The 23,071-nt window shown below is 60.9% G+C and carries 23 protein-coding genes; 9 read left to right on the top strand and 14 right to left on the bottom strand.

The genetic code is table 11. The annotated features are described in order from the left end of the window. Window positions 1-75 precede the first annotated feature (75 nt). The 6 genes from era to lptF all read right to left on the bottom strand — a co-directional run bounded on the left by era (window position 76) and on the right by lptF (window position 6,877). Complete coding sequence (gene era, locus KGA89_RS02285) at window positions 76-978, bottom strand: GTPase Era (protein WP_003205264.1); 903 nt, start codon at window positions 976-978, stop codon at window positions 76-78. Then, on the bottom strand, window positions 971-1,660 hold the full coding sequence (gene rnc / locus KGA89_RS02280) for a ribonuclease III (protein ID WP_003205268.1): 690 nt from the start codon (window positions 1,658-1,660) through the stop codon (window positions 971-973). The genes era and rnc overlap by 8 nt, the downstream gene beginning before the upstream one ends. A gap of 183 nt (window positions 1,661-1,843) precedes the next feature. Next, window positions 1,844-2,698, bottom strand: a complete 855-nt coding sequence (gene lepB / locus KGA89_RS02275; protein ID WP_003205272.1) for a signal peptidase I — start codon at window positions 2,696-2,698, stop codon at window positions 1,844-1,846. A gap of 5 nt (window positions 2,699-2,703) precedes the next feature. Continuing rightward, window positions 2,704-4,503 carry a translation elongation factor 4 gene (lepA, locus tag KGA89_RS02270; RefSeq protein WP_003205274.1) on the bottom strand — a complete coding sequence of 600 codons (1,800 nt, stop codon included), beginning with the start codon at window positions 4,501-4,503 and terminating at the stop codon, window positions 2,704-2,706. Between the two features lie 198 nt (window positions 4,504-4,701). After that, window positions 4,702-5,763, bottom strand: a complete 1,062-nt coding sequence (lptG, locus tag KGA89_RS02265) for an LPS export ABC transporter permease LptG (protein ID WP_057448993.1) — start codon at window positions 5,761-5,763, stop codon at window positions 4,702-4,704. Further along, the gene (gene lptF / locus KGA89_RS02260) at window positions 5,756-6,877 is read right to left on the bottom strand and encodes an LPS export ABC transporter permease LptF (RefSeq protein ID WP_223470414.1); all 1,122 of its coding nucleotides are present in this window, start codon (window positions 6,875-6,877) and stop codon (window positions 5,756-5,758) included. The genes lptG and lptF overlap by 8 nt, the downstream gene beginning before the upstream one ends. A 313-nt stretch (window positions 6,878-7,190) precedes the next feature. Between lptF and KGA89_RS02255 the strand changes: the two genes are divergently transcribed. The 5 genes from KGA89_RS02255 (at window position 7,191) to rlmF (ending at window position 13,915) form a co-directional block, all read left to right on the top strand. Further along, window positions 7,191-8,681, top strand: a complete 1,491-nt coding sequence (locus tag KGA89_RS02255) for a leucyl aminopeptidase (protein ID WP_223470413.1) — start codon at window positions 7,191-7,193, stop codon at window positions 8,679-8,681. 60 nt (window positions 8,682-8,741) lie between these two features. Beyond that, window positions 8,742-9,170: a DNA polymerase III subunit chi gene (locus tag KGA89_RS02250; protein WP_003205282.1), complete on the top strand. Its 429-nt coding sequence runs from the start codon at window positions 8,742-8,744 to the stop codon at window positions 9,168-9,170. Between the two features lie 8 nt (window positions 9,171-9,178). Next, a complete protein-coding gene (locus KGA89_RS02245; protein WP_027911412.1) occupies window positions 9,179-9,544 on the top strand; it encodes a hypothetical protein in 366 nt (121 codons plus the stop codon). A gap of 241 nt (window positions 9,545-9,785) precedes the next feature. After that, complete coding sequence (locus KGA89_RS02240; RefSeq protein ID WP_003205286.1) at window positions 9,786-12,632, top strand: valine--tRNA ligase; 2,847 nt, start codon at window positions 9,786-9,788, stop codon at window positions 12,630-12,632. A 257-nt stretch (window positions 12,633-12,889) separates the two neighbouring features. Next, window positions 12,890-13,915, top strand: a complete 1,026-nt coding sequence (gene rlmF, locus KGA89_RS02235; RefSeq protein ID WP_223470412.1) for a 23S rRNA (adenine(1618)-N(6))-methyltransferase RlmF — start codon at window positions 12,890-12,892, stop codon at window positions 13,913-13,915. Between the two features lie 80 nt (window positions 13,916-13,995). Here the strand turns inward: rlmF and KGA89_RS02230 are convergent, their stop codons facing one another. Further along, entirely contained in the window at window positions 13,996-14,277 is a 282-nt protein-coding gene (locus KGA89_RS02230; RefSeq protein WP_003205289.1) for an HU family DNA-binding protein, read from the bottom strand. 396 nt (window positions 14,278-14,673) lie between these two features. Here KGA89_RS02230 and yejK point away from each other — a divergent pair, with 396 nt between their 5' ends. Further along, window positions 14,674-15,678, top strand: coding sequence for a nucleoid-associated protein YejK (gene yejK / locus KGA89_RS02225; RefSeq protein WP_003205290.1), 1,005 nt, complete (start codon window positions 14,674-14,676; stop codon window positions 15,676-15,678). Further along, the gene (locus KGA89_RS02220) at window positions 15,678-16,034 is read left to right on the top strand and encodes a glutaredoxin family protein (protein WP_027911414.1); all 357 of its coding nucleotides are present in this window, start codon (window positions 15,678-15,680) and stop codon (window positions 16,032-16,034) included. Before yejK ends, KGA89_RS02220 begins: the two co-directional genes overlap by 1 nt. A gap of 187 nt (window positions 16,035-16,221) precedes the next feature. On the opposite strand, the gene KGA89_RS02215 is transcribed toward KGA89_RS02220, so the two are convergent. From KGA89_RS02215 to KGA89_RS02195, 5 genes are all read right to left on the bottom strand, one after another. Then, a complete protein-coding gene (locus KGA89_RS02215; RefSeq protein WP_223470411.1) occupies window positions 16,222-17,157 on the bottom strand; it encodes a glutathione S-transferase family protein in 936 nt (311 codons plus the stop codon). Window positions 17,158-17,236: 79 nt separating this feature from the next. Then, window positions 17,237-17,560 (bottom strand): GIY-YIG nuclease family protein, encoded by a 324-nt coding sequence (locus tag KGA89_RS02210; RefSeq protein WP_003205293.1) that lies wholly within the window; start codon window positions 17,558-17,560, stop codon window positions 17,237-17,239. Between the two features lie 40 nt (window positions 17,561-17,600). Next, entirely contained in the window at window positions 17,601-18,071 is a 471-nt protein-coding gene (locus tag KGA89_RS02205) for a nuclear transport factor 2 family protein (RefSeq protein WP_063324522.1), read from the bottom strand. 87 nt (window positions 18,072-18,158) lie between these two features. Next, window positions 18,159-19,463 (bottom strand): CynX/NimT family MFS transporter, encoded by a 1,305-nt coding sequence (locus KGA89_RS02200; RefSeq protein WP_223470426.1) that lies wholly within the window; start codon window positions 19,461-19,463, stop codon window positions 18,159-18,161. Between the two features lie 36 nt (window positions 19,464-19,499). After that, window positions 19,500-20,159, bottom strand: coding sequence for a FadR/GntR family transcriptional regulator (locus KGA89_RS02195; protein ID WP_223470410.1), 660 nt, complete (start codon window positions 20,157-20,159; stop codon window positions 19,500-19,502). A 166-nt stretch (window positions 20,160-20,325) separates the two neighbouring features. Between KGA89_RS02195 and KGA89_RS02190 the strand changes: the two genes are divergently transcribed. Both KGA89_RS02190 and KGA89_RS02185 read left to right on the top strand, forming a co-directional pair. Further along, the gene (locus tag KGA89_RS02190) at window positions 20,326-20,637 is read left to right on the top strand and encodes a type II toxin-antitoxin system MqsR family toxin (RefSeq protein WP_003205297.1); all 312 of its coding nucleotides are present in this window, start codon (window positions 20,326-20,328) and stop codon (window positions 20,635-20,637) included. Continuing rightward, the gene (locus tag KGA89_RS02185) at window positions 20,634-21,122 is read left to right on the top strand and encodes a type II toxin-antitoxin system MqsA family antitoxin (RefSeq protein WP_223470408.1); all 489 of its coding nucleotides are present in this window, start codon (window positions 20,634-20,636) and stop codon (window positions 21,120-21,122) included. The genes KGA89_RS02190 and KGA89_RS02185 overlap by 4 nt, the downstream gene beginning before the upstream one ends. Window positions 21,123-21,189: 67 nt before the next feature. Here KGA89_RS02185 and KGA89_RS02180 read toward each other — a convergent pair whose 3' ends face one another. Then, window positions 21,190-21,954: an amino acid ABC transporter ATP-binding protein gene (locus KGA89_RS02180; RefSeq protein WP_003205299.1), complete on the bottom strand. Its 765-nt coding sequence runs from the start codon at window positions 21,952-21,954 to the stop codon at window positions 21,190-21,192. An 11-nt stretch (window positions 21,955-21,965) separates the two neighbouring features. Next, window positions 21,966-23,063 carry an amino acid ABC transporter permease gene (locus KGA89_RS02175; protein WP_003205300.1) on the bottom strand — a complete coding sequence of 366 codons (1,098 nt, stop codon included), beginning with the start codon at window positions 23,061-23,063 and terminating at the stop codon, window positions 21,966-21,968. Window positions 23,064-23,071: the final 8 nt, after the last annotated feature.

Here is a 23,071-nt window from a genome sequence, read left to right as displayed (position 1 = left end):
AGGGATGTTGACTGACAGACCGCTATCGCGAGCAGGCTCGCTCCCACAGTGGAATTCATGCACTCAAGTAAACGATTACAGATCGCCGTAACCCAACGAACGCAATGCCCGCTCGTCATCGGACCAGCCACCCTTCACCTTGACCCACAGGTTGAGCATGATCTTGGAGTCGAACAGCAGCTCCATGTCCTTGCGCGCCTCGGTGCCGATGCGCTTGATGCGCTCGCCCTTGTCGCCAATGATGATTTTCTTCTGGCCGTCACGTTCGACGAGGATCAACGCATGAATGTGCAGGGTCTTCCCCTGTTGCTTGAACTCTTCGATCTCGACCGTGATCTGGTAGGGCAGCTCGGCGCCCATCTGACGCATGATTTTCTCACGCACCAGCTCGGCAGCGAGGAAACGGCTGCTGCGGTCGGTGATCTGGTCTTCGGGGAAGAAATGATCGTTTTCCGGCAGGTGTTCGGCAATCACCCGCTCCAGCGCGTCGAGGTTATGGCCGTGCTGGGCAGAGATCGGGATGATCTGGGCGTTCGGCAACTGTTCCTGCAACCAGGTCAGGTGCGGCATCAGTTCAGCCTTGTCTTCGATGCGATCGGTCTTGTTCAGCGCCACGATCAAGGGACCCGTCACGTACTGAACGCGTTCCAGGACCATCTGGTCTTCTTCGGTCCACTTGGTGCGGTCGACCACGAAGATCACCACGTCGACGTCTTTCAACGCCGCCGAGGCAGTCTTGTTCATGTAGCGGTTCAGGGCCTTTTCGCCGCCCTTGTGCATGCCCGGAGTGTCGACGTAGATCGCCTGCACGGCGCCTTCGGTCTTGATGCCCAGCATGTTGTGACGGGTGGTCTGGGGCTTTCGCGAAGTGATTGCCAGCTTCTGGCCCAGGATGTGGTTCAGCAGCGTGGACTTGCCCACGTTCGGCCGACCGACAATGGCGACATAGCCGCAGCGGGTGACGGTTGTATCAGTCATTGCCATTCTCCACACCCAGGGCAATCAGTGCTGCGGCGGCCGCTACCTGTTCGGCAATACGACGACTCACACCCTGACCCCGGCTTTTTTCATTCAATAGGACCACTTCGCATTCGACGAAGAAGGTACGGCAATGCGGCTCACCCTGGATATCCACGACTTCGTAGCGCGGTAGCTCGCAACTGCGCGATTGCAGGAACTCCTGCAAACGGGTCTTCGGGTCCTTGTTGGTGTCCACCAGCGTCAGGCTGTCGATCTCGGAGGTCAGCCAGGCCAGCACGCGTTCGCGCGCCATTTCCATGCCTGCATCCAGGTAGATCGCACCAATCAACGCTTCCAGGGCATCGGCCAGGATCGACTCGCGACGGAAACCGCCGCTTTTCAACTCACCAGAGCCCAGGCGCAGATAGTCGCCAAGGTCGAAACCACGGGCCAATACGGCCAGGGTCTCACCTTTTACCAATCGTGCGCGCAAACGCGACAACTGGCCTTCGCGGGCCAGCGGGAAACGCTCGAACAGCGCCTCACCGGCCACGAAGTTGAGGATGGCATCACCCAGGAATTCCAGGCGTTCGTTGTTGCGCCCGGCAAAACTACGGTGAGTGAGGGCCAGGAGCATGAGGTCCTGGTCCTTGAAGGTGTAGCCGAGCTGGCGCTCGAGACGGCTTAGAGAAACGCTCACGGTTTACCCACGCTGAGTTCGTGGCTGGATTCCACCGCCACGACGGCAAGGCGCCGTTGGCTTGGGACAATTAACGCTGTGTTCAAAAATACGTCCTGACTATCGTTGGCTTCATGCCTTCGGGCAACCTTGCGCAGGCTCCAGAAAAGCATTCGGCGCTGTGTTCAACAGCGCCGTGTGTGATTACTTGATCAGGCCAACCCGCGAGAAATTCGGCAGGTGACTGAGTTTGGGTTCCGGCCAGCTCATCCAGACCGCAAAGGCCTTGCCGACGATGTTACGGTCCGGGACCATGCCCAGCAGGTCCTTGGGAATGTTCGGATCATCCCAGTACCGGCTGTCGTTGGAGTTGTCGCGGTTGTCGCCCATCATGAAGTAGTGCCCCGCCGGCACGGTCCACGAATGGTCCGGCGTGGCGCGGTAGCGGCTCATTTCCTTGCGGATCAGGTGCTCGGCCTCGCCGAGTTTTTCCCGGTAGAGCTCGGCACTGCCCAGCGTACCCGGCTCGGAACCGAGCAACTGTTCGGCCACCGATTCGCCATTGACGAACAGGCGCTTGTCGGCGGTGTAGCGAACCGTGTCGCCCGGCAGGCCGACCACACGCTTGATGTAGTTGACGTTCGGGTCGCTCGGGAAGCGGAACACCATGACATCGCCGCGTTGCGGGTCACCGACTTCGATGACCTTCTTGTCGATCACCGGCAGGCGGATCCCGTAGGAGAACTTGTTCACCAGGATGAAATCGCCCACGTCCAGGGTCGGCTTCATCGAGCCGGACGGGATCTGGAACGGCTCCACCAGGAACGAGCGCAGCACCAGCACGATGAACAGCACCGGGAAGAACGACTTGCCGTACTCGACCAGCAGCGGTTCCTTGTTGAGCTTTTCGACCACCACACCATCAGGCTGGCTGACGCTGCCCTGATAAGAGGCGATGGCCGCCCGGCGCCGAGGCGCCAGGAACAACAGATCAAGCAACGCCAACAGGCCGCAGACAAACACGGCGATAACCAGCAACAGCGGGAAATTTAGCGACATAGGACCTAACTATCCAACCTGAGCACCGCAAGGAAGGCTTCTTGTGGAATTTCCACGTTACCGACCTGCTTCATGCGTTTTTTACCGGCCTTCTGCTTTTCCAACAGCTTGCGCTTACGGCTGACGTCGCCACCGTAGCATTTGGCCAATACGTTCTTTCTGAGCGCCTTGACGGTTGTACGCGCCACAATCTGCCCGCCAATGGCGGCCTGGATTGCCACATCGAACATCTGCCGCGGAATCAGTTCCTTCATCTTCTCGGTCAATGCACGACCTTTGTAGTGCGCGTTGTCACGGTGCACGATCAATGCCAGGGCATCGACTTTCTCACCGTTGATCAGCACATCCAGCTTCACCAGATTAGCCGATTGGTAACGATCGAAATGATAGTCCAGCGAAGCATAGCCGCGACTGGTGGATTTGAGGCGGTCGAAGAAGTCCAGTACCACCTCGTTCATCGGCAGGTCGTAGGTCACCTGGACCTGCGTGCCGAGGAACAGCATGTCGTGTTGTACGCCACGCTTCTCGATGCACAACGTAATGACGTTGCCCAGGTGCTCCTGAGGCACAAGGATGTTGGCCCGCACGATCGGCTCGCGCATGTCTTCGATGGCCGACAGGTCCGGCAGCTTGGACGGGTTGTCGACGTAGATGGTCTCGCCGTTCTTGAGCAACAGCTCGAAAATAACCGTCGGCGCCGTGGTGATCAGGTCCAGGTCGTACTCGCGCTCCAGGCGCTCCTGGATGATTTCCATGTGCAACATGCCCAGGAACCCGCAACGGAAGCCGAAGCCCAGGGCATCGGAGCTTTCCGGGGTGTATTGCAGGGACGAGTCGTTCAGGGTCAGCTTTTGCAGGGCTTCGCGGAAATCCTCGAAATCGTCGGAGCTGACCGGGAACAGGCCGGCATAGACCTGTGGCTGGATGCGTTTGAAACCTGGCAGCACATCGACATCAGGGGTAGAGCTCAAGGTCAGGGTGTCGCCGACCGGCGCCCCGTGGATGTCCTTGATGCCGGCGATGATGAAGCCCACTTCACCGGCCTTCAGGTCTACGGTGGCGGTGTGTTTCGGGTTGAATACACCGACGCTGTCCACCAGGTGGATCTTGCCGGTGGACTTGACCAGGATCTTGTCGCCCTTTTTCACGCGGCCATGGCGCACGCGAACCAGGGAAACCACGCCCAGGTAGTTGTCGAACCAGGAGTCGATGATCAACGCTTGCAGCGGATCCTCGATGTTGCCGGTCGGCGCGGGAATGGTGTGCACCAGGCGCTCGAGCACTTCGTCCACGCCCAGGCCGGTCTTGGCACTGCAGGTGACCGCGTCGGTGGCGTCAATGCCGATGATTTTCTCGATTTCTTCCTTCACGCGGTCCGGATCGGCCTGGGGCAGGTCGATCTTGTTCAGCACCGGCATGACTTCCAGGCCCTGCTCGATGGCCGTATAGCAGTTGGCAACCGACTGGGCTTCGACGCCCTGGCCAGCATCGACCACCAGCAGCGCACCTTCACAGGCCGCCAACGACCGGCTGACTTCATAGGTGAAGTCGACGTGGCCCGGGGTATCGATGAAGTTCAACTGATAGGTGATGCCGTCGCGGGCCTTGTAGTAGAGGGTAACGCTGTGGGCCTTGATGGTGATCCCGCGTTCACGCTCCAGGTCCATGGAGTCCAGGACCTGGGCTTCCATTTCACGCTCGGCCAGGCCGCCGCACATCTGGATGAAGCGATCGGCCAGCGTCGACTTGCCATGGTCAATGTGGGCGATGATGGAGAAATTGCGGATATGACTCAAATCACTCACGGATCAACACTCAAAAAGGCTGCAGGCATAGCCCGCCGAAAAATAGCCGGGAATTGTACCTGATACACCGCGCAAGTGGGAGCAAAGCTTGCTCGCGAAACAGCCACCTCGATCTATGAAAGACCACAGGGCCTTCATCGCGGGCAAGCCTTGCTCCCACACAGCCTTGCTCCCACAGCCCCCTCGCTACACGAGCAATCAACCGGCCCGACGCAACAGCCAGAGCCCGGCCAACGCGCAGATACCGGCCGGCACCAGCACCGCAAACAACGGCGAGAAGCCGAACACCAGGCTCGACGGCCCCAGCAGATCCTGGGCAATGCGGAAAGTGAAGCCCACCAGCACGCCGGTAAACACCCGCTGGCCAAGGGTCACCGAACGCAGCGGGCCGAAAATGAAGGAAATCGCCATCAACACCAGGGCGGCGGTGACCAACGGTTGCAACACCTTGACCCAAAAAGCCAGCCAGTAGCGACCGTTATTCAAGCCCTGGTCCGCCAGGTAGTGGATATACCCCCACAAGCCGGTAATCGACAGCGATTCAGGCGCCATCACCACGGTGCTGAGCAACTGCGGGCTGATCGACACGTCCCAACGCTCCTGCGGGGCGGCGACCACCTCGGTGCGCTTGTCATGGAACAAGGTGGTCGTGACATCGCTCAGCTGCCAGTGGTCCTCGGCGAAATTGGCGCGCTTGGCAAAGCTCGACGACAGCATGTGCCGCTGGTCGTCGAAGCGATAACGGGTCACGCCGTACAGAATGCCGTTGGGCTGGACCGAGTTGATGTGGATGAATTCGTCGCCCTGGCGGTGCCACAGGCCGTGCTTGGCGCTTTGCGCATCGCCGCCACCCTGGGCCAGGGAACGATTGGCCTGGGCAGTATTTTCGGTGGCTGGGGCGATGTATTCGCCGATCAACACACCCACCAGCATCAACACCAGCATGGGCTTCATCACCGCCCAGACGATCCGACCAATGGACACGCCGGCGGCGCGCATGATGGTCAGCTCGCTATTGCTGGCCAGGCTGCCCAGGCCGATCAGGCAACCGATCAGCGCCGCCATCGGCAACATGTCGTACAGCCGCCGAGGCGCGGTCAGCAGCACGTAGCTCATGACGTCCATCAGGGTATAAGTGTCGCTGACGTCGCTCATTTCATCGATGAAGGCAAACAGGGTCGCCAGGCCGAGAATGATCCCCAGCACCGCGAGGATCGCCATGAACACGCTGCTGCCGATGTAGCGATCGAGTTTAACCACGGGCCACCTCCAGCGCGCTGCGACGACTGGCCAGCTTCAGGCGTAGCGGCTCCCAATAGAGCAACCCCAGGCCGATGACCAGGAAGATCGAGTGCACCCACCACAGGCCCAGGGCTGGCGGGATCTTGCCTTTCTCCAGCGCACTGCGGGCGGAAATCAGGATGGTCAGGTAAGCCATATAGAGAAGAATCGCCGGCAGCAGCTTGAGGAAACGCCCCTGGCGCGGATTGACCCGCGACAGCGGGACCGCCATGAGGGTCACGATGAATACCAGCAGCGGCAAGGACAGGCGCCATTGCAGCTCGGTACGGGCACGAATGTCGTCGTTGCCCAGCAGGCTGGCGGTGGGCATCGCGTCGCGGTCAGTGACTTCGTCGCTGACCTCGGGCTTGGGCAACAGCACGCCATAGGTGTCGTACTGGATGGCCCGGTAATCGGCCTGCCCCGGCTTGCCGTCATAGCGATAGCCGTTTTCCAGGATCAGGTAGCGGTTGCCGTCGGGATTGATTTCCTGCCGGCCCTTCTCGGCCACCAGCACGGAAATGCCACGGTCCTTCTTGGTATCCGAAGACAGGTTCTTTTGTGTAATGAAGACGCCGGCCAGGTCGATCCGATCGTCCGAGAGCTGTTCGGTGTAAGTCACCCGCGTACCGTCGCGCAGGGCCTGGAAACGCCCCGGCACCAAGGTGTCGAACTCAGTCATGGCGTCCTGCTGGTTGATCAGCAGTTGGAACTGGTTGGCGCCCTGGGGTGCCAGGCTCAGGCTCAGCCAGGCCACCACCAGCGCCACCAACGTGGCCGGGAACAGCGTCATGCGAAACAGTCGTTGTTGGCTCATGCCGGTGGCCGACAGCACGGTCATTTCGCTGTCCAGGTACAAGCGCCCGTAGGCCAGCAGGATGCCGAGGAACAACCCCAGCGGCAGGATCAATTGCAGGAAGCCCGGCAGGCGGAACCCCATGATCAGGAACAGCGAGCCCGGGTCCAGGGCACCGGAGGCCGCCTGGGCGAGGTATTTGATGAAGCGTCCGCTCATGATGATGACCAGCAGCACGGCGCTGACGGCACTCAAGGTCAATAAGACTTCGCGGGATAGATAACGAAAGACGATCAAACCAGACACTCCAGGGTTGTCAGGCTAAGGCGGCCAAACAAGCAAACGTATCGAGTCGGCGCGCCAACGCGAGCCGCCGAAAAAAGAGCCGCATTATCCTGTGATTGGAGGCGCCTGTCACTTCGCACGCTTTAAGCCGGTGCTTAAAGCCAAAAGTTAGCGCCGTCGAGGGTTGTCAGGCTCGGGCGCCGGGGTTCAAACTGCGGCCTTTGTCGCCGGCAAGCACCGGCGCTTCTTTTATATAGAAGAAGCTCGCTCAGCGCGCCACCGTCTCGGCGCCTGGCCTCTTGACCATTGACTCAGGGATCCGGACATGGAACTGGTTGTAAAAAGCGTCAGCCCAGAAACGTTGAAAACCGCCACACTGGTAGTCGCCGTCGGTGAAAACCGCAAGCTTGGCGTGGTCGCCACCCAGCTCGATACCCTGAGCGGCGGGGCCATCAGCGCCGTACTCAAGCGCGGCGACCTGGCCGGCAAGGTCGGCCAGAGCCTGTTGCTGCAAAACCTGCCCAACCTCAAGGCCGAGCGCGTGCTGCTGGTGGGCGTGGGCAAGGACGCTGAACTGGGCGACCGTCCATTCCGTAAAATCATTGCTGGCGTGCTGGGTACCCTCAAGGGCCTTGGCGGCGCTGATGCCACCCTGGCGCTGGACGAGTTGGTGATCAAGGGCCGCGACAGCTACGGCAAGAACCGCTTGCTGGCCGAAACCCTGGTGGACGGCGAATACCAGTTCGACCAGTTCAAGAGCCAGAAAGCCGAACCCCGCGCCCTGAAAAAAATCACCCTGCTGACCATCAAGGCTGCCCAGGCTGAAGTCCAGCGTGCCGTGACCCACGCCACCGCGATTGCCAACGGCATGGCGTTCACCCGCGACCTGGGCAACCTGCCGCCGAACATCTGCCACCCAACGTTCCTCGGCGAACAAGCCAAGGCACTGGGCAAGGAGTTCAAGGGCCTGAAGGTCGAGGTCTTCGACGAGAAGAAGATCAAGGACCTGGGCATGGGTTCGTTCTATTCCGTCGGCCAGGGCAGCGCCCAACCTCCGCGCCTGATCGTCATGCAATACAACGGCGGCAAGAAATCCGAGAAGCCGTACGCACTGGTCGGCAAGGGCATCACCTTCGACACCGGCGGCATCAGCCTCAAGCCGGGCGCGGGCATGGATGAGATGAAGTACGACATGGGCGGCGCCGCAAGCGTGTTCGGCACCCTGCGCGCCGTGCTCGAATTGCAACTGCCGATCAACCTGGTGTGCATCCTGGCCTGCGCCGAGAACATGCCCAGCGGTACGGCCTCGCGTCCGGGCGACATCGTCACCACCATGAGCGGCCAGACCGTGGAAATCCTCAACACCGACGCCGAAGGCCGCCTGGTGCTGTGCGATGCCCTCACCTACTCCGAGCGCTTCAAGCCGCAAGCGGTGATCGACATCGCGACCCTGACCGGCGCCTGCATCGTCGCCCTCGGTTCCCACACCTCGGGCCTGCTGGGCAACAACGATGAGCTGATCGGCCAACTGCTCAGCGCCGGCCAACAGGCCGACGACCGCGCCTGGCAGTTGCCACTGTTCGACGAGTACCAGGAACAACTGGACAGCCCGTTCGCCGACATCGCCAACATCGGCGGCCCGAAAGCCGGGACCATCACCGCAGCCTGCTTCCTGTCGCGCTTTACCAAGAACCTGAACTGGGCGCACCTGGACATCGCCGGCACGGCGTGGACCAGCGGCGGTAAGGACAAGGGCGCCACCGGTCGTCCGGTGCCCCTGCTGACCCAGTACCTGCTGGACCGCGCCAAGGCCTGACACCAATGACCGTCGCTGGCGTCGCCCTCGGGTGGCGCCAGCGGCGGCTCAGGAACCGCAATGACCAAAGTCGATTTCTATATCCTGCCCAGCGCCGATCCGTCGGCGCGGCTGGATTTCGCCTGCAAGCTCGTTGAAAAAGCCTGGCGCATGGGGCACCGCATCTACCTGCATTGCAGCGATGCCGCCCAGCGCGAGGACCTGGACGCACGTCTGTGGGCCTTCAAAGGCGAGAGCTTCGTGCCCCACGGCCCGGCCGAGAGCGAACCCGAAGGGTTGATCGTGCTGGGGCTGGGGGATGACTGCGGCCAGCACCAGGACCTGCTCGTCAACCTCGACCTGAAAGTACCGGCCTTTGCCCAGCGCTTCGCCCGTGTGGCGGAAGTGGTGGTCGAAGACCCGGCCATCCGACAAGCCGCGCGGGAGAGTTTCCGTTTCTACCGCGAACAGGGCTATCCTCTGCAAGACCACCGTTTACAGCGACTCTGAGCCCTACGATGGACACTCCAAAACCGCCACAAAAACCCGCGCACCTGCTGGATGACCTCGAGTCGATCCGCCAACTGCTCGGCGACGACAACCTGCAACCGCCGCTGCTGACCGACACGGTCGTGCACGAGCCGGTGCATGATGAACAGATCCCCCTGCTGTTCGACCCGATCAACGGCCAGCCGGAACCCAAGCCTGCCGCCAAGACCGAAGCCAAAGGGCCCGACGCCCTGCTGCACCTGGACCGCGAACTGCGCGCTGCGGCGCAGTTGATCATGCAGGACGTCATCGACGACTTCGCCCCGCACATCGAGACCGAGATCAAGCGCCGGCTGGATGCGCGGATGGAGCGGTTGCTGAGCCAGTACGAGTAACCCCGAGATTTACTGACTACCGAACACCTTGTGGGAGCGAGCTTGCTCGCGATAGCAGTGTGTCAGTCAACATCAATGTTGCTGATCTACCGCTATCGCGAGCAAGCTCGCTCCCACATTGTTCGGTTGCGCCCACAAGCCATCTGCCAAGCTTCCAGCTTGCTGCATGTGGCTTGCACCAGCCCCGCCCGCTATACTTCCCGGCTTTTCCTGAATAAATGCCAATAGGGTCCCGCCGCGCATGGATAAGACCTACCAGCCGCACGCCATTGAAACTTCCTGGTACAACACCTGGGAGTCCGAGAATTATTTCGCTCCGCAAGGCGCGGGCGATTCCTACACCATCATGATCCCGCCGCCGAACGTCACCGGCAGCCTGCACATGGGCCACGGTTTCAATAACGCGATCATGGACGCGCTGATCCGTTTCCGGCGCATGCAAGGTCGCAACACCTTGTGGCAGCCGGGCACCGACCACGCCGGTATCGCCACGCAGATGCTGGTGGAGCGCCGCCTCGAAGCCCAGGGCCAGAATCGCCATGACCTGGGCCGCGAGAAATTCCTCGAGAAAGTCTGGGAATGGAAAGACGAGTCCGGCGGCAACATCAGCCGCCAGATCCGTCGCCTCGGCTCGTCCGTGGACTGGAGCCGCGAGCGCTTCACCATGGACGACGGTCTTTCGGAAGCGGTGAAGGAAGCCTTCGTGCGCCTGCATGAGGACGGGCTGATCTATCGCGGCAAGCGCCTGGTCAACTGGGACACCAAGTTGCACACGGCCATTTCCGACCTCGAGGTGGAGAACCATGACGAGAAAGGTTTCCTGTGGAACCTGAAGTACCCACTGGCCGACGGCGCCAAGACCGCCGAAGGCAAGGATTACCTGATCGTCGCCACCACGCGTCCGGAAACCATGCTGGGCGACTCCGCCGTGGCGGTGAACCCGAACGATGAACGCTACCAGGCGCTGATCGGCAAGTTCGTCGAACTGCCCCTGGTTGGCCGCCGTATCCCGATCATCGGCGACGACTACTGCGACCCTGAATTCGGCACCGGCTGCGTGAAAATCACCCCGGCCCACGACTTCAACGACTACGAAGTCGGCAAACGCCACAACCTGCCGCTGCTGAACATCTTCGACAAGAACGCCAACATATTGCCGGCAGCCCAGGCGTTCAACCTCGACGGCACGCTGAACGAAAGCGTCGACGGCCAGATCCCGGCCGAATACGCAGGCCTGGACCGCTTCGAAGCACGCAAGCAGATCGTCGCGGCGTTCGATGCCGCCGGCCTGCTGGTCAGCGTCGACGACCATGCCCTGAAAGTCCCGAAAGGCGACCGCTCCGGCACCATCATCGAACCGTGGTTGACCGACCAGTGGTACGTATCCACCAAGCCGCTGGCCGAGCCTGCGATTGCCGCCGTGGAAGACGGCCGCATCCAGTTCGTGCCCAAGCAATACGAAAACATGTACTTCTCGTGGATGCGCGACATCCAGGATTGGTGCATCAGCCGTCAACTGTGGTGGGGCCATCGCATTCCGGCCTGGTACGACGAGTCGGGCAAGGTCTATGTCGGCCGTGATGAAGCCGAAGTCCGCGCCAAGCACAACCTCGGCCCGGACGTGGCGCTGCAACAGGACAACGACGTCCTCGACACCTGGTTCAGCTCCGGCCTGTGGACCTTCTCCACCCTGGGCTGGCCGCAGCAGACCGAATTCCTGAAGAAATTCCACTCCACCGACGTCCTGGTCACCGGCTTCGACATCATTTTCTTCTGGGTCGCCCGGATGATCATGTTGACCATGCACCTGGTGAAGAACGAAGACGGCACTCCGCAAGTGCCGTTCAAGACCGTCTACGTCCACGGCCTGGTGCGCGACGGCCAGGGCCAGAAGATGTCCAAGTCCAAGGGCAACGTCCTGGACCCGCTGGACATCATCGATGGCATCGACCTGGAAACCCTGGTGCAGAAACGCACCTCCGGCCTGATGCAGCCGAAACTGGCGAAGCAGATCGAGAAAGCCACCCGCGAAGAATTCGCCGAGGGCATCGCCAGCTACGGCACCGACGCCCTGCGCTTCACCTTCTGCTCGCTGGCGTCCACCGGTCGCGACATCAAGTTCGACATGGGCCGCGTCGAAGGCTATCGCAATTTCTGCAACAAGATCTGGAACGCCGCGCGCTACGTGCTGGATAAAGGCGAAGACTGCGGCCAGAACGGCGAAGCCTTTGAGCTGACCCTGGCCGATCGCTGGATCATTTCGCAGTTGCAGCGCACCGAAGCCGAAGTGACCCGCCAGCTCGATCAGTTCCGTTTCGACCTGGCCGCACAAGCCTTGTACGAGTTCATCTGGAACCAGTATTGCGACTGGTACCTGGAACTGTCCAAGCCTGTGCTGTGGGACGAAAACGCACCGGTCGAACGCCAGCGCGGCACCCGTCGCACCCTGGTGCGCGTGCTGGAAGTGGCCCTGCGCCTGGCGCATCCGTTCATGCCGTTCATTACCGAGGAAATCTGGCAGCGCATCGCACCGCTGGCAGGCGCCCAAGGCAAGACGATCATGCTGCAACCGTGGCCGGTGGCCAACGAAAGCCGCATCGATCCGGCGGCCGAAGACGACATCGAGTGGCTCAAGACCTTCATGCTGGGCCTGCGTAACATCCGCGCCGAAATGAACATCGGCCCGGGCAAGCCACTGGCCCTGTTCCTGAAGAACGCCAGCGCCGAAGACCTGCGCCGTCTCAACGAAAACGAGGCGTTGCTCAAGAAACTGGCGAAGCTTGAATCGGTGACGGTCCTGGCAGCCGGCGAAGAAGCACCACTGTCGGCCACCGCCCTGGTTGGCGAGATGGAAGTGCTGGTGCCGATGGCGGGCCTGATCGACAAGGCCGCGGAACTGGCGCGCCTGGACAAGGAAATCCTGCGCCTCAAAGGCGAAGTGCAGCGGGTCGGTGGCAAGCTGTCCAACGCCGGCTTCGTCGACAAGGCGCCGGCCGAAGTCATCGAGAAGGAACGGGCCAAACTGGCCGAGGCGGAACAGGCCTTGGGCAAGCTGGCCGAGCAGCACGCGCGGATCGCCAGCCTGTAACAGCGGTTCGCAATGAAAAGGGAGGTCCAGTTGGACCTCCTTTTTCATGCCTGTCACTTTCCTTTTCAGGTATCGCAAAACCCATGTGGGAGCGAGCTTGCTCGCGATAGCGGCGGGTCAGCCAACCCATATGCCAACTGACACACTGCTATCGCGAGCAAGCTCGCTCCCACATTTAAACCGTGCAGTCATCAAGACCGGGCCGGATGTGGGACAATGCCCGCCACTTTTTGAGCCATCCCCGAATCGACTCGCCCATGACCGCCCCCCGCACACCCAAACCTGCCCGCCAGAAGCCCAAGTCCGCCCCAGAGGCTAAAACCGTGGCGCCGCGTGAGAAGGCCAGCCTGCATCCGCGCAACCGCCACCAGGGCCGCTACGACTTCCCAGCGTTGATCAAGAGCACGCCGGAACTGGCAAAGTTCGTGATCATCAACCCCTACGGCAAGGAAAGCATCGACTTTGCCAGCCCTGAGGCCGTGCGAGTGTTCAACCGGGCATTGCTCAAAGCTTTCTATGGCATCGCCCACTGGGATATCCCGGCCGACTACCTGTGCCCACCGGTGCCAGGTCGGGCGGACTATGTACACTTCCTCGCCGATTTGCTCGCCAGCCACAACGAAGGTGAAATCCCCCGCGGGGCGGCGGTCAAGGTGCTGGACATCGGCACCGGCGCCAACTGTGTTTATCCATTGATCGGCTACAGCGACTACCGCTGGCACTTCCTCGGTTCGGAGATCGATCCGACGGCCATCGCCTCGGCCAAGGCCATCGTCCAGTCCAATGGCTTGAACAAAGCCATCCAGTTGCGCCAGCAAGCCAACCGCAAGCAGATTCTCCTGGGCCTGCTGGACGACACCGAACGTTTCGACCTGACGATGTGCAACCCGCCGTTCCACGCCTCCCTGGAGGAAGCCACCAAGGGCAGCCAGCGCAAGTGGCGGGCACTGGGCAAGGCCGATCCGAAGCGCAAGCTGCCGGTGCTGAATTTCGGCGGCCAGGCTGCGGAGTTGTGGTGCGAGGGTGGGGAAGCCCGGTTCGTGACGCAACTGATCGACGAAAGCGCGCAGCTGGCCGGGCAAGTGCTGTGGTTCAGCACTCTGGTGTCGAAGGCGTCGAACCTGCCGGCGATTCAAACCGCGCTGAAAAAGGCCGGGGCGCTGCACAGCCAGGTGGTGGAGATGTCCCAGGGTCAGAAGCAGAGTCGTTTCGTGGCCTGGACCTTCCAGACCGAGGCGCAGCAACAGGCTTGGCGCAAGTCGCGTTGGGTTCGCAAGGATTAGAAAGACACCTACGGGTGATTTTCAAGGCAATAAAAAACCGTGCCCGGATCGCTCCGAGGCACGGTTTTTTTATTGCGGTCTTACTTGTTGACCGCGTCGGTCAGGCCTTTGGCCACAACCAGCTTGATCACTTTCTTGGCAGCGATTTCGATGGCAGCGCCAGTCGAAGGGTTGCGGCCGGTACGGGCAGGACGCTCGGTGACTTTCAGCTTGCCAACACCTGGCAGAGTGATTTCGCCGCCATTTTCCAGCTGATCGGCAACGACTTGGCCCAGTTGGTCCAGCAGCGAACGCACGGTAGCTTTTGGTGCGTCTACAGATTCAGCCAAATCAGCGATCAGTTGGTCTTTAGTAAGAGCCATGTAGTGTTCCTTCCCTATCAAATTCATATGGATTGCAGAGTGCAGTGTCAGCCATCGAGCCCGATCTCTCTTGATCAGGCACCCTCGGCAATCACCGCGACGGATCGGGGTAATAGATGCCGAAAACCGGGATTGGTTCGACCTGACAGATGCTGAATGCACGCTTAACGCAGTGACTTCGCGTAAGACCGGGCAAAACTAGCACAACGCCTCTGAAATATCCGCCTCTAGCTACCCATTTGGTCAGCTTTCTTGCGCTAAAACGTTAAAAAAATGCATATAGGGTGTCGGACGGGTCTGAAAGGGCCTTTGCCGGATTCCAAAACCAGTGATTGCGGTACACTGGGCCCTTTTTCGGGGAGCGCGCCCTCCTCTCTTTCATCAGCCGAGAAATCCATGCCGATCCGTCATTGCATCGTCCACCTGATCGACAAAAAACCCGACGGCACCCCAGCTGTGCTCCATGCCCGCGACTCCGAACTGGCAGAGTCCACGGCCATCGAGAACATGCTCGCCGACCTCAACGAGAGCTATAACGCCAAGCAAGGCAAGGCCTGGGGCTTTTTCCATGCCGAGTCCGGGGCGCATCCGTTCAGCGGCTGGCTGAAGGAGTACCTGGACGGCGGCAAGGACTTCACCGCCTTCAGTCGCGTGGCGGTGGAACACCTGCAAAAGCTGATGGAAGAGTCCAACCTGTCGGTGGGCGGCCACGTGCTGTTCGCACATTACCAGCAAGGCATGACCGACTACCTGGCCATCGCCCTGCTGCACCACAGCGAAGGCGTAGCGGTGACCGATGAGCTGGACGTGACTCCGTCCCGCCACCTGGACCTTGGCCAGTTGCACCTGGCGGCGCGGATCAACGTGTCGGAATGGCAGAACAACAAGCAATCGAAGCAGTACATCTCGTTCATCAAGGGCAAGAACGGCAAGAAGGTCTCGGAGTATTTCCGTGATTTCATCGGCTGCCAGGAAGGTGTCGACGGCCCCGGCGAGACTCGGACCCTGCTCAAGGCCTTCAGTGACTTCGTCGAAAGCGAAGACCTGCCGGAAGAGGATGCCCGGGAAAAAACCAAGACCCTGGTCGACTACGCCAGCAGCCAGGCCAAGCTCGGCGAGCCGATGGGCCTGGAAGAACTGTCCGAACTGATCGACGAAGATCGCCCGAAAGCCTTCTACGACCATATCCGCAACAAGGACTACGGGTTGTCGCCGGAAATCCCGGCGGATAAACGCACCCTCAACCAGTTCCGCCGCTTCACCGGCCGCGCCGAAGGCTTGTCCATCAGCTTCGAAGCGCACTTGCTGGGCTCCAAGATCGAGTACGACGAAGAGGCCGGCACGCTGATCATCAAGGGCCTGCCCACGTCGCTGACCGACCAGCTCAAGCGTCGCAATTGATGTTTGGTGGGGTGCTGAAGAAATTCCTGCTGATTCTGCTGGTGGTGGTGGCCTATCAGAACTGGGGCAAGATCGAGCGGGTGTTCAACCCGTCACAGATGGTTTCCGAGCAGATCCGCAGCAACGCCCGCGTCGTGCTGTATGCCACCGACTGGTGCGGCTACTGCAAGGCAACCCGGCGGTTCCTGGATGAGAAAGGCGTGCCGTTTCGCGAGTTCGATATCGAGAAGGACACCGAGGCGCGCAAGACTTATGAGGCGCTGGGTGGCCGGGGGATTCCGATCCTGGATGTAAACGGTACGTTGATTCGTGGGTATGAGCCGGAGAATATTCTCAAGGCTTTGTCCGCGATATAGGTTTGAGGGCCTCATCGCGAGCAAGCTCGCTCCCACACAGTGATCGGCGGCAAACGCAGATCCTGTGAACCACACACCTATCCTGTGGGAGCGAGCTTGCTCGCGATAGCGGACCAACATTCAACATCAATATCGACTGATCTGGCGCCATCGCGAGCAAGCTCGCTCCCACAAGGTCATTCGTTGTTCATCGAGCCTCGATCCGGAAGCCAAAACGCGGAAAGTGCACATGCACCGCCCCGCCCCGCTCGTCTTCGCGACGCAGAATCAATTCTTCGCTGCCAGCAAACAACAACTCCCCGACCACCGGATCGACACCATAATCGGTCGCGGCGATGCTCACCTGTTGCCCTGTCGTGAACCCGTTCGGCTCGTCGAATACCTCATCCGGCAGCGCTGCCGGCGTAGCGTTGCGGGCAACGTCCAAGGCTTCTTCGGCACTCATCTGGCTCGAGGCACCATGGCCGAAACCCAACACCCGCGCCAACCAGGCCGAGACAGCCGGATAAGCATCCACCAGCGGCGAGGTAACCGGAGTGCCCTTGAGGAACCACAGCGGATGGGCCATGGCGAAGTCGGCGATCGACGGATCACCCAACAGGAAATCGCCCTCCTCGCGCTGCAACTGTTGCTCTAGACGCGCCATGATCGTCGGCCATTGGTGCTTGGCCTGCTCGGCGGCCAAGCGCGTAGTCGTGCCGCCACTGAACAGCCCGGCACGGTCGCTGATGAACGCCTTGATCGCTTCGGGCGATAGCTTGGCGAACCGTGCCGCCACCGACTCCGGCTGGAACACCAGGCTCACCGCATGCTGGAACACCACCGAATCGGCCCACGCTGCAAAGGACGCGGCAAGCATTTCCCGGCCTTCGGGGAACAGCGCCGGCGAAGCTTTTTCCTGCTCCAGGCGGCGAGCCATCAGCGACGTATCGCAATAGACATCCGCGCCGACCTGCAACACCGGCGTCTTGCGATAGCCACCCGTCAACGCCGTCAGGTCAGGCTTGGGCATCATCGGCGGGATGTTCACCGAACGCCAGGACAGCCCCTTGAAGCCCAGCAGCAGCCGGGCTTTTTCCGCGAAAGGAGACGTTGGGTAATGATGAAGGATCAGCTCTGACATGAGATTAGCCACTGCAGGAATGAAGTCTTACAGCTTAGCGCGCCTGATCGGGACAGCCTACCGGCCTGATAAAGGCCTATCAGCCCGGCTGATTGAGCGACAGCGCGCTGGCCACCAGGCATTCCTTGGCGCTTTTCTTGAGTTTTTTGATCAGCCGCTCCTGGCGCAGGGCCTCGCCCTTGTCGCGACAAGCCTCGGTGTATACCAGGGCCACTGCCGGGCTGGAAAGAAAGAAGCGTGCCCCCTTGCCGCTTTGATGCTTGGCGAAACGCCGCACCGGGTCATCACTGACGCCGCAGTACAGCGAACCGTTGGCGGCCCGCACCAGGTAGACGAACCAGGGCTTGTCCGCTTCGGTGGGACCTTGTGCAGGCAGATCGGGAGAGAGAGTGGCGGTCGTCACTAGATGTTCAACAGGTCGGCAAAGACAAGCCGCGATCTTATCAGCGACTGGCCTGGAACGCCCGAAGCCCCTTGAGCGCCTGGGCCCTGACGGCGTTGCGTACCAGTGGTGTCCAGCCCAGCAACAGGCCCTTGGCACCCAATGCCTGGCGAGACCAGCGCCACAGATCGAAGCTGTCGTGGTGCTCACAGATCTTGCCGTCGCGAAAAACGAAGCGCGCCTGAATGTCATTGATCACGACGTTGCCGGTCTGGCTGAACAAGTACGTCGCCACCCAATGGGCACCACCGGTACGCTCATCGCTGCGCACGTTATCGAAGGTCAGGGAAAAGTCCTTGGCCCGGGTCGTCAGCATGCGCCACATGTCGCCGGCATCGCGCCCGCGCAGCTCGCCGAACGCCGGGTCGCTGAACAGCACGTCGTCGGTGTAGCAAGCGCTCATGGCTTCGGCGTCCAGGCGTTGGAAGGCCTGATAAAAGCGGCTGATCAAGGCGTTGTGGGCATCACTCATGGACAGGCTCCGAAAAACGTTTCAGTAGGCCAGTACGATAATCTTCCGCCGCAGGGAAGACTATCGTCATTCGCCATGAAAATGATATCAACGAAGGTCAGTGACCCTTTCGCTGCTGACCCCGACGTACAACGCCCGGCCTGCGCCGATGCCGGCGATGATCGCCCCCAGGCCAACCAGGCCGAAGATCCAGCCCAGGGCATTCCAGCCGCCGGTCAAGTCGTGGACCACACCCACCGCGAACGGCCCCAGCGACGCCAGGGTATAGCCGAACCCCTGGGCCATGCTGGAAAGGTTGGCGGCCACGTGGGCGTCCCGCGAACGCAACACGATCAGCGTGAGCGCCAGGCTGAATGATCCGCCCTGCCCCAAGCCCAGCAGGATCGCCCAGCCCCACAAGCCATCGAGCGGCGCGTAGAGGCAACCGAACAAGCCACCCAGGACCATGAGCATGACGATCACGATGGCCAGGCGCTGGTCCTTGCCGCGCGTTGCCAACCAGGGCGCCGCGAGGGAACTGATCAACTGCACGATGACCGAACCGGACAGCACGAGCCCGGCCTGGGTCGGGGTCAGGCCACGGCCAATCAGGATCGACGGCAGCCAGCCAAAGACGATGTAGGCCAGGGACGATTGCAGCCCCATGTACAACGTCACTTGCCAGGCCAGGGGATCACGCAGTAAGCCGCGGACCCGATAAGCCACTTGGTGGGCTCCGTGTTTCTCGCCCACTTGCGGTAACCAGAACACCGCGGCCAGCAGCGCCGGGACCACCCAGAAGCCCAGGCCCAAGGCCCAGCTGTGGCCAAGCTGCTCGCTCAGCGGCACGGTCGCCCCGGCCGCCATCGCCGCGCCCAGGCACAAAGCCATGGTGTAGACACCGGTCATGGTGCCGGCCTGTTTGGCGAAGTCGCGCTTGACGATGCCCGGCAGCAGCACGCCGATCACACCGATACTCGCGCCGGCCAGGATGCTGCCGACAAACAGCCCGACCTGACCGAAGGCGCTGCGCAAGACAATCCCGCCCGCCAGCGTCAACAAGATCCCCAGCACCACGCGCTCGGCACCGAAGCGCCGCGCCAGCACCGGCGCCAGCGGCGCGAACAGGCCCAGGCAAAGCACAGGCAATGTGGTCAGCAAACCGGCCTGGGCAGCCGACAGGCCGAGGCTTCCTGACACTTCGCTGAGCAACGGCGCCATGCTCGACAACGCCGGACGCAAGTTCAGCGCCACCAGGATCAACCCGAGCAGCAACAGCCAGGGGCGGCGCACCAACGGAGGGTGCTGCTGGGCCTGCTCATCGTCGGCCTCGGCGTCGATCAACAGTTCTTCGAGTTCGGCGGCGCGTTTGGGCGCCGTCGAAGTGGCAGGGTCAAGCAGATCGCGGGACATGGAAAACTCGGGTTCGGGGCTCAGGGTTTCAAGCACTCAGGGTTCATTGATCAATTGGCGGCACAGGGACTTGGCCCGTTGCGGATCCTGTTGCTCGACGGCTTCAAGGATTTCGACATGCAGGTCGAACACATGTTGATGGCGCGGGGTGTTGTTGAGGCTCTGGCGCAGCTGTGCGCCGATGACGCTGGAGAAGTAGCGATAGAGTTCACTGAGCGCAGGGTTGTGCGCGGCATCCACCAGGAGGCGGTGGAACACCAGGTCGCAGGCGATGTAGTGCTCCAGGTCGCCGTGATAATGCTCGCCGCTGTCTTGCAGCGCCCGGCGCAAGGCAAGCAGATCCTCATCGGTGCGCCGCAGCGCCGCCAGGCCAATGGCCTCTACCTCCAGGATATGCCGGGTTTCCCGGGCCTGTTCCAACGAACAGCGGGACAGCACCTTGAGCGTATCCAGCGGATCAACCACTGCCCGCACGTAACTGCCGTCGCCCTGGCGGATCTCGATCAGCCCGGAAAACGCCAGCACGCGCATGGCTTCGCGCACGGTGTTGCGGCTGATACCCAGTTCCGCCACCAACTCCGGCTCGGTGGGCAAGCGCTGGCCGACGGCCCACATACCATCGCTGATACGTCGACGCAATTGCTCCAAGGCCTGATCGACTAGGGAGCGCTTTATTAATGGAGAAATATCTGACATGGAGTCCGCCCTTTCATCCAATCATAGGATGAATTTTCTGACATGTTAGTCAGCTTCATCCCAGAGAACAAGCGCCTAGGGTTTAAGGGCAGATAAAGAGCGAGATTTTCGATTGGTCAAAATTACCCTTTGAGGGTAATTTTAGAGACAAGGTAAATGACTTCTTATGGAAAAGAGCACGCCCCATTACGAGCTGGCAGAGGTCAAGGCCGAGGTTCGCAGGTTGGGAAGCAAGGCGTTCACGATGAGCGCGCGGGAAGGCGGACGGAGGATGACGTTAAGTCTTGCCCAGATGCTGCGGATCGTTCACCTGCTGGAGTACAGGATGCTGCACAAATCGATGACCACCTATGCCGATCACCGAATCTGGCAAGACGTCTATCACACAACATTTCAGGATCGGGAGATCTACATCAAAGTGACTTACCGCCCCGGCGGTGGGCATCCGGTGATCTCCTTCAAAGAGAAAAACCAATGAAAACACAGCAATGTGTCAGCTGTGGCACAGACAAGGCGATGCATCACTTCAAGAATCGCAGCTTCTCAGTCGACTACAAGCGGGTCGCCCGACCGGTGCACGACATCGCCGGGTGGGAGTGCCAGGTCTGTGGCGAAATAGAATTCGATCACGATACCGACAGCGCCGAGCGCTATTCCAAGGCAAGCGACCAGTTGCTCGAAGACTGTGTTCAAGCCATGGGCGCAGAGATCAAGCGCATCCGTCGCAAACTGCATCTCACCCAGAAAGAAGCCGTGAAGTTACTGTCCGGCGGTGGGCACAATGCCTTTTCCCGCTATGAGCGAGGCGAGATCCCCCCACCTCAACCGCTGTTCATGCTGATGCGCCTGCTGGATCGTCATCCGCACCTGATGGCCGAGATCCAGATCCTGGACGAAGGCACCAACCTGCGGCAGTTGTTGCTTGACCGCCACCCCGAGCGCGAAACGGTGCTCAGCTCCTGAGGTGAAGAAAACGCAGGCAAAAATAAACCCGGACAAGTCCGGGCTTATTTCACTGCCTAAGGCCGGATCAATGCAGGATCTGGCTCAGGAACAGCTTGGTGCGGTCATTCTGCGGGTTGTCGAAGAAGTCGTTCGGCGCGGCCTGTTCGACGATTTCACCCTTGTCCATGAAGATCACGCGGTTGGCCACGGTGCGGGCGAAACCCATTTCGTGGGTCACGCAGAGCATGGTCATGCCGTCTTCGGCCAGGCCGATCATGGTGTCCAGCACTTCTTTCACCATTTCCGGGTCGAGGGCCGAGGTCGGCTCGTCGAACAGCATGATTTTCGGTTTCATGCACAGGGCACGAGCGATGGCCACGCGCTGTTGCTGACCGCCGGAGAGCTGGCCCGGGTACTTGTTCGCCTGCTCTGGAATGCGCACGCGCTCCAGGTAATGCATGGCGATTTCCTCGGCCTTGCGCTTGGGCATCTTGCGTACCCACATCGGCGCCAGGGTGCAGTTCTGCAGGATGGTCAGGTGCGGGAACAGGTTGAAGTGCTGGAACACCATGCCGACTTCACGGCGGATCGCTTCGATCTGCTTGAGGTCGTTGGTCAGCTCCACGCCGTCGACCACGATGCGGCCCTGCTGGTGCTCTTCCAGGCGGTTGAGGCAGCGGATGGTGGTGGACTTGCCGGAGCCCGACGGGCCGCACAGCACGATACGCTCGCCCTGCTTGACGTTCAGGTTGATGTCTTTCAACACGTGGAACTGGCCGTACCACTTGTTGACGCCCTGCATCTGAATAATGCCTTCAGGGCTCACAGGCTGTTTGATCGCTTCACTCATAAACTACGCTCCTAACGCTTGTGGCCAGTGTCCAGCTTGCGTTCCAAATGCATGGAATAGCGGGACATACCAAAACAGAAAATCCAGAACACCAGGGCGGCGAACACATAGCCTTCAGTGGCCATGCCCAGCCATTTCGGGTCAGCGGCAGCTTGTTTCACGCTGTTGAGCAGGTCGAACAGGCCGATGATGATCACCAGGCTCGTGTCCTTGAACAACGCAATAAAGGTGTTGACGATACCCGGGATCACCAGCTTCAGGGCTTGCGGCAGAATCACCAGGCCCATGCTGCGCCAGTAACCCAGGCCCATCGCCGCGGCCGCTTCGTACTGGCCCTTGGGAATGGCTTGCAGGCCACCACGCACCACTTCGGCAATGTAGGCCGACTGGAACAGGATCACCCCGATCAACGCCCGCAGCAGCTTGTCGAAGTTCATGCCTTCAGGCAGGAACAGCGGCAGCATCACCGAGGACATGAACAGCACCGTGATCAATGGCACGCCGCGCCAGAACTCGATGAAGGTCACGCAGACTACGCGAATCGCCGGCATGTTCGAACGACGGCCCAACGCCAGGACGATGCCTAGCGGCAGTGCACCGACGATACCGACGGTAGCGATCACCAGGGTCAGCATCAGGCCGCCCCATTGGCTGGTCGCCACGGCGTCCAGGCCGAACACGCCGCCGTGCAGCAGGCACCAGGCGATGATCGGATACAGCACCAGGAAACTCAGGCCGTAGATCGCCTTGCGCGGGAAGCGCGAGATGAACAACGGCGCCACACCGATCACTGCCAGCCATACGGTCAGGTCGACGCGCCAGCGCAGATCCGTCGGGTAATAGCCGTACATGAACTGACCGAAACGCTGCTGGATGAACACCCAGCAGGCGCCTTCCTTGGTGCAGTCGGCGCGGGTGGTACCGACCCAGTTGGCATCGAGGATCGCCCAGTGCAACAGCGGTGGAACGATCAGGTAGATCAGGTAGAACGCAAACAGGGTCAGCAGCGTGTTGATCCAGCTGGAGAACATGTTGGCGCGCATCCACGCCACCACGCCGATGCTGCTGCCCGGCGGGGGCATGTCTGGTTTGAAAGTATGAGTCGTCATGCGCGTTT

The sequence above is a fragment of the Pseudomonas sp. A-RE-22 genome, assembly GCF_019956035.1.
Classification (GTDB): Bacteria; Pseudomonadota; Gammaproteobacteria; order Pseudomonadales; family Pseudomonadaceae; genus Aquipseudomonas; species Aquipseudomonas brassicacearum.
The sequence above is the reverse complement of the archived record's forward strand: the minus strand, read 5'-3'. Positions and strand labels throughout refer to the sequence as shown.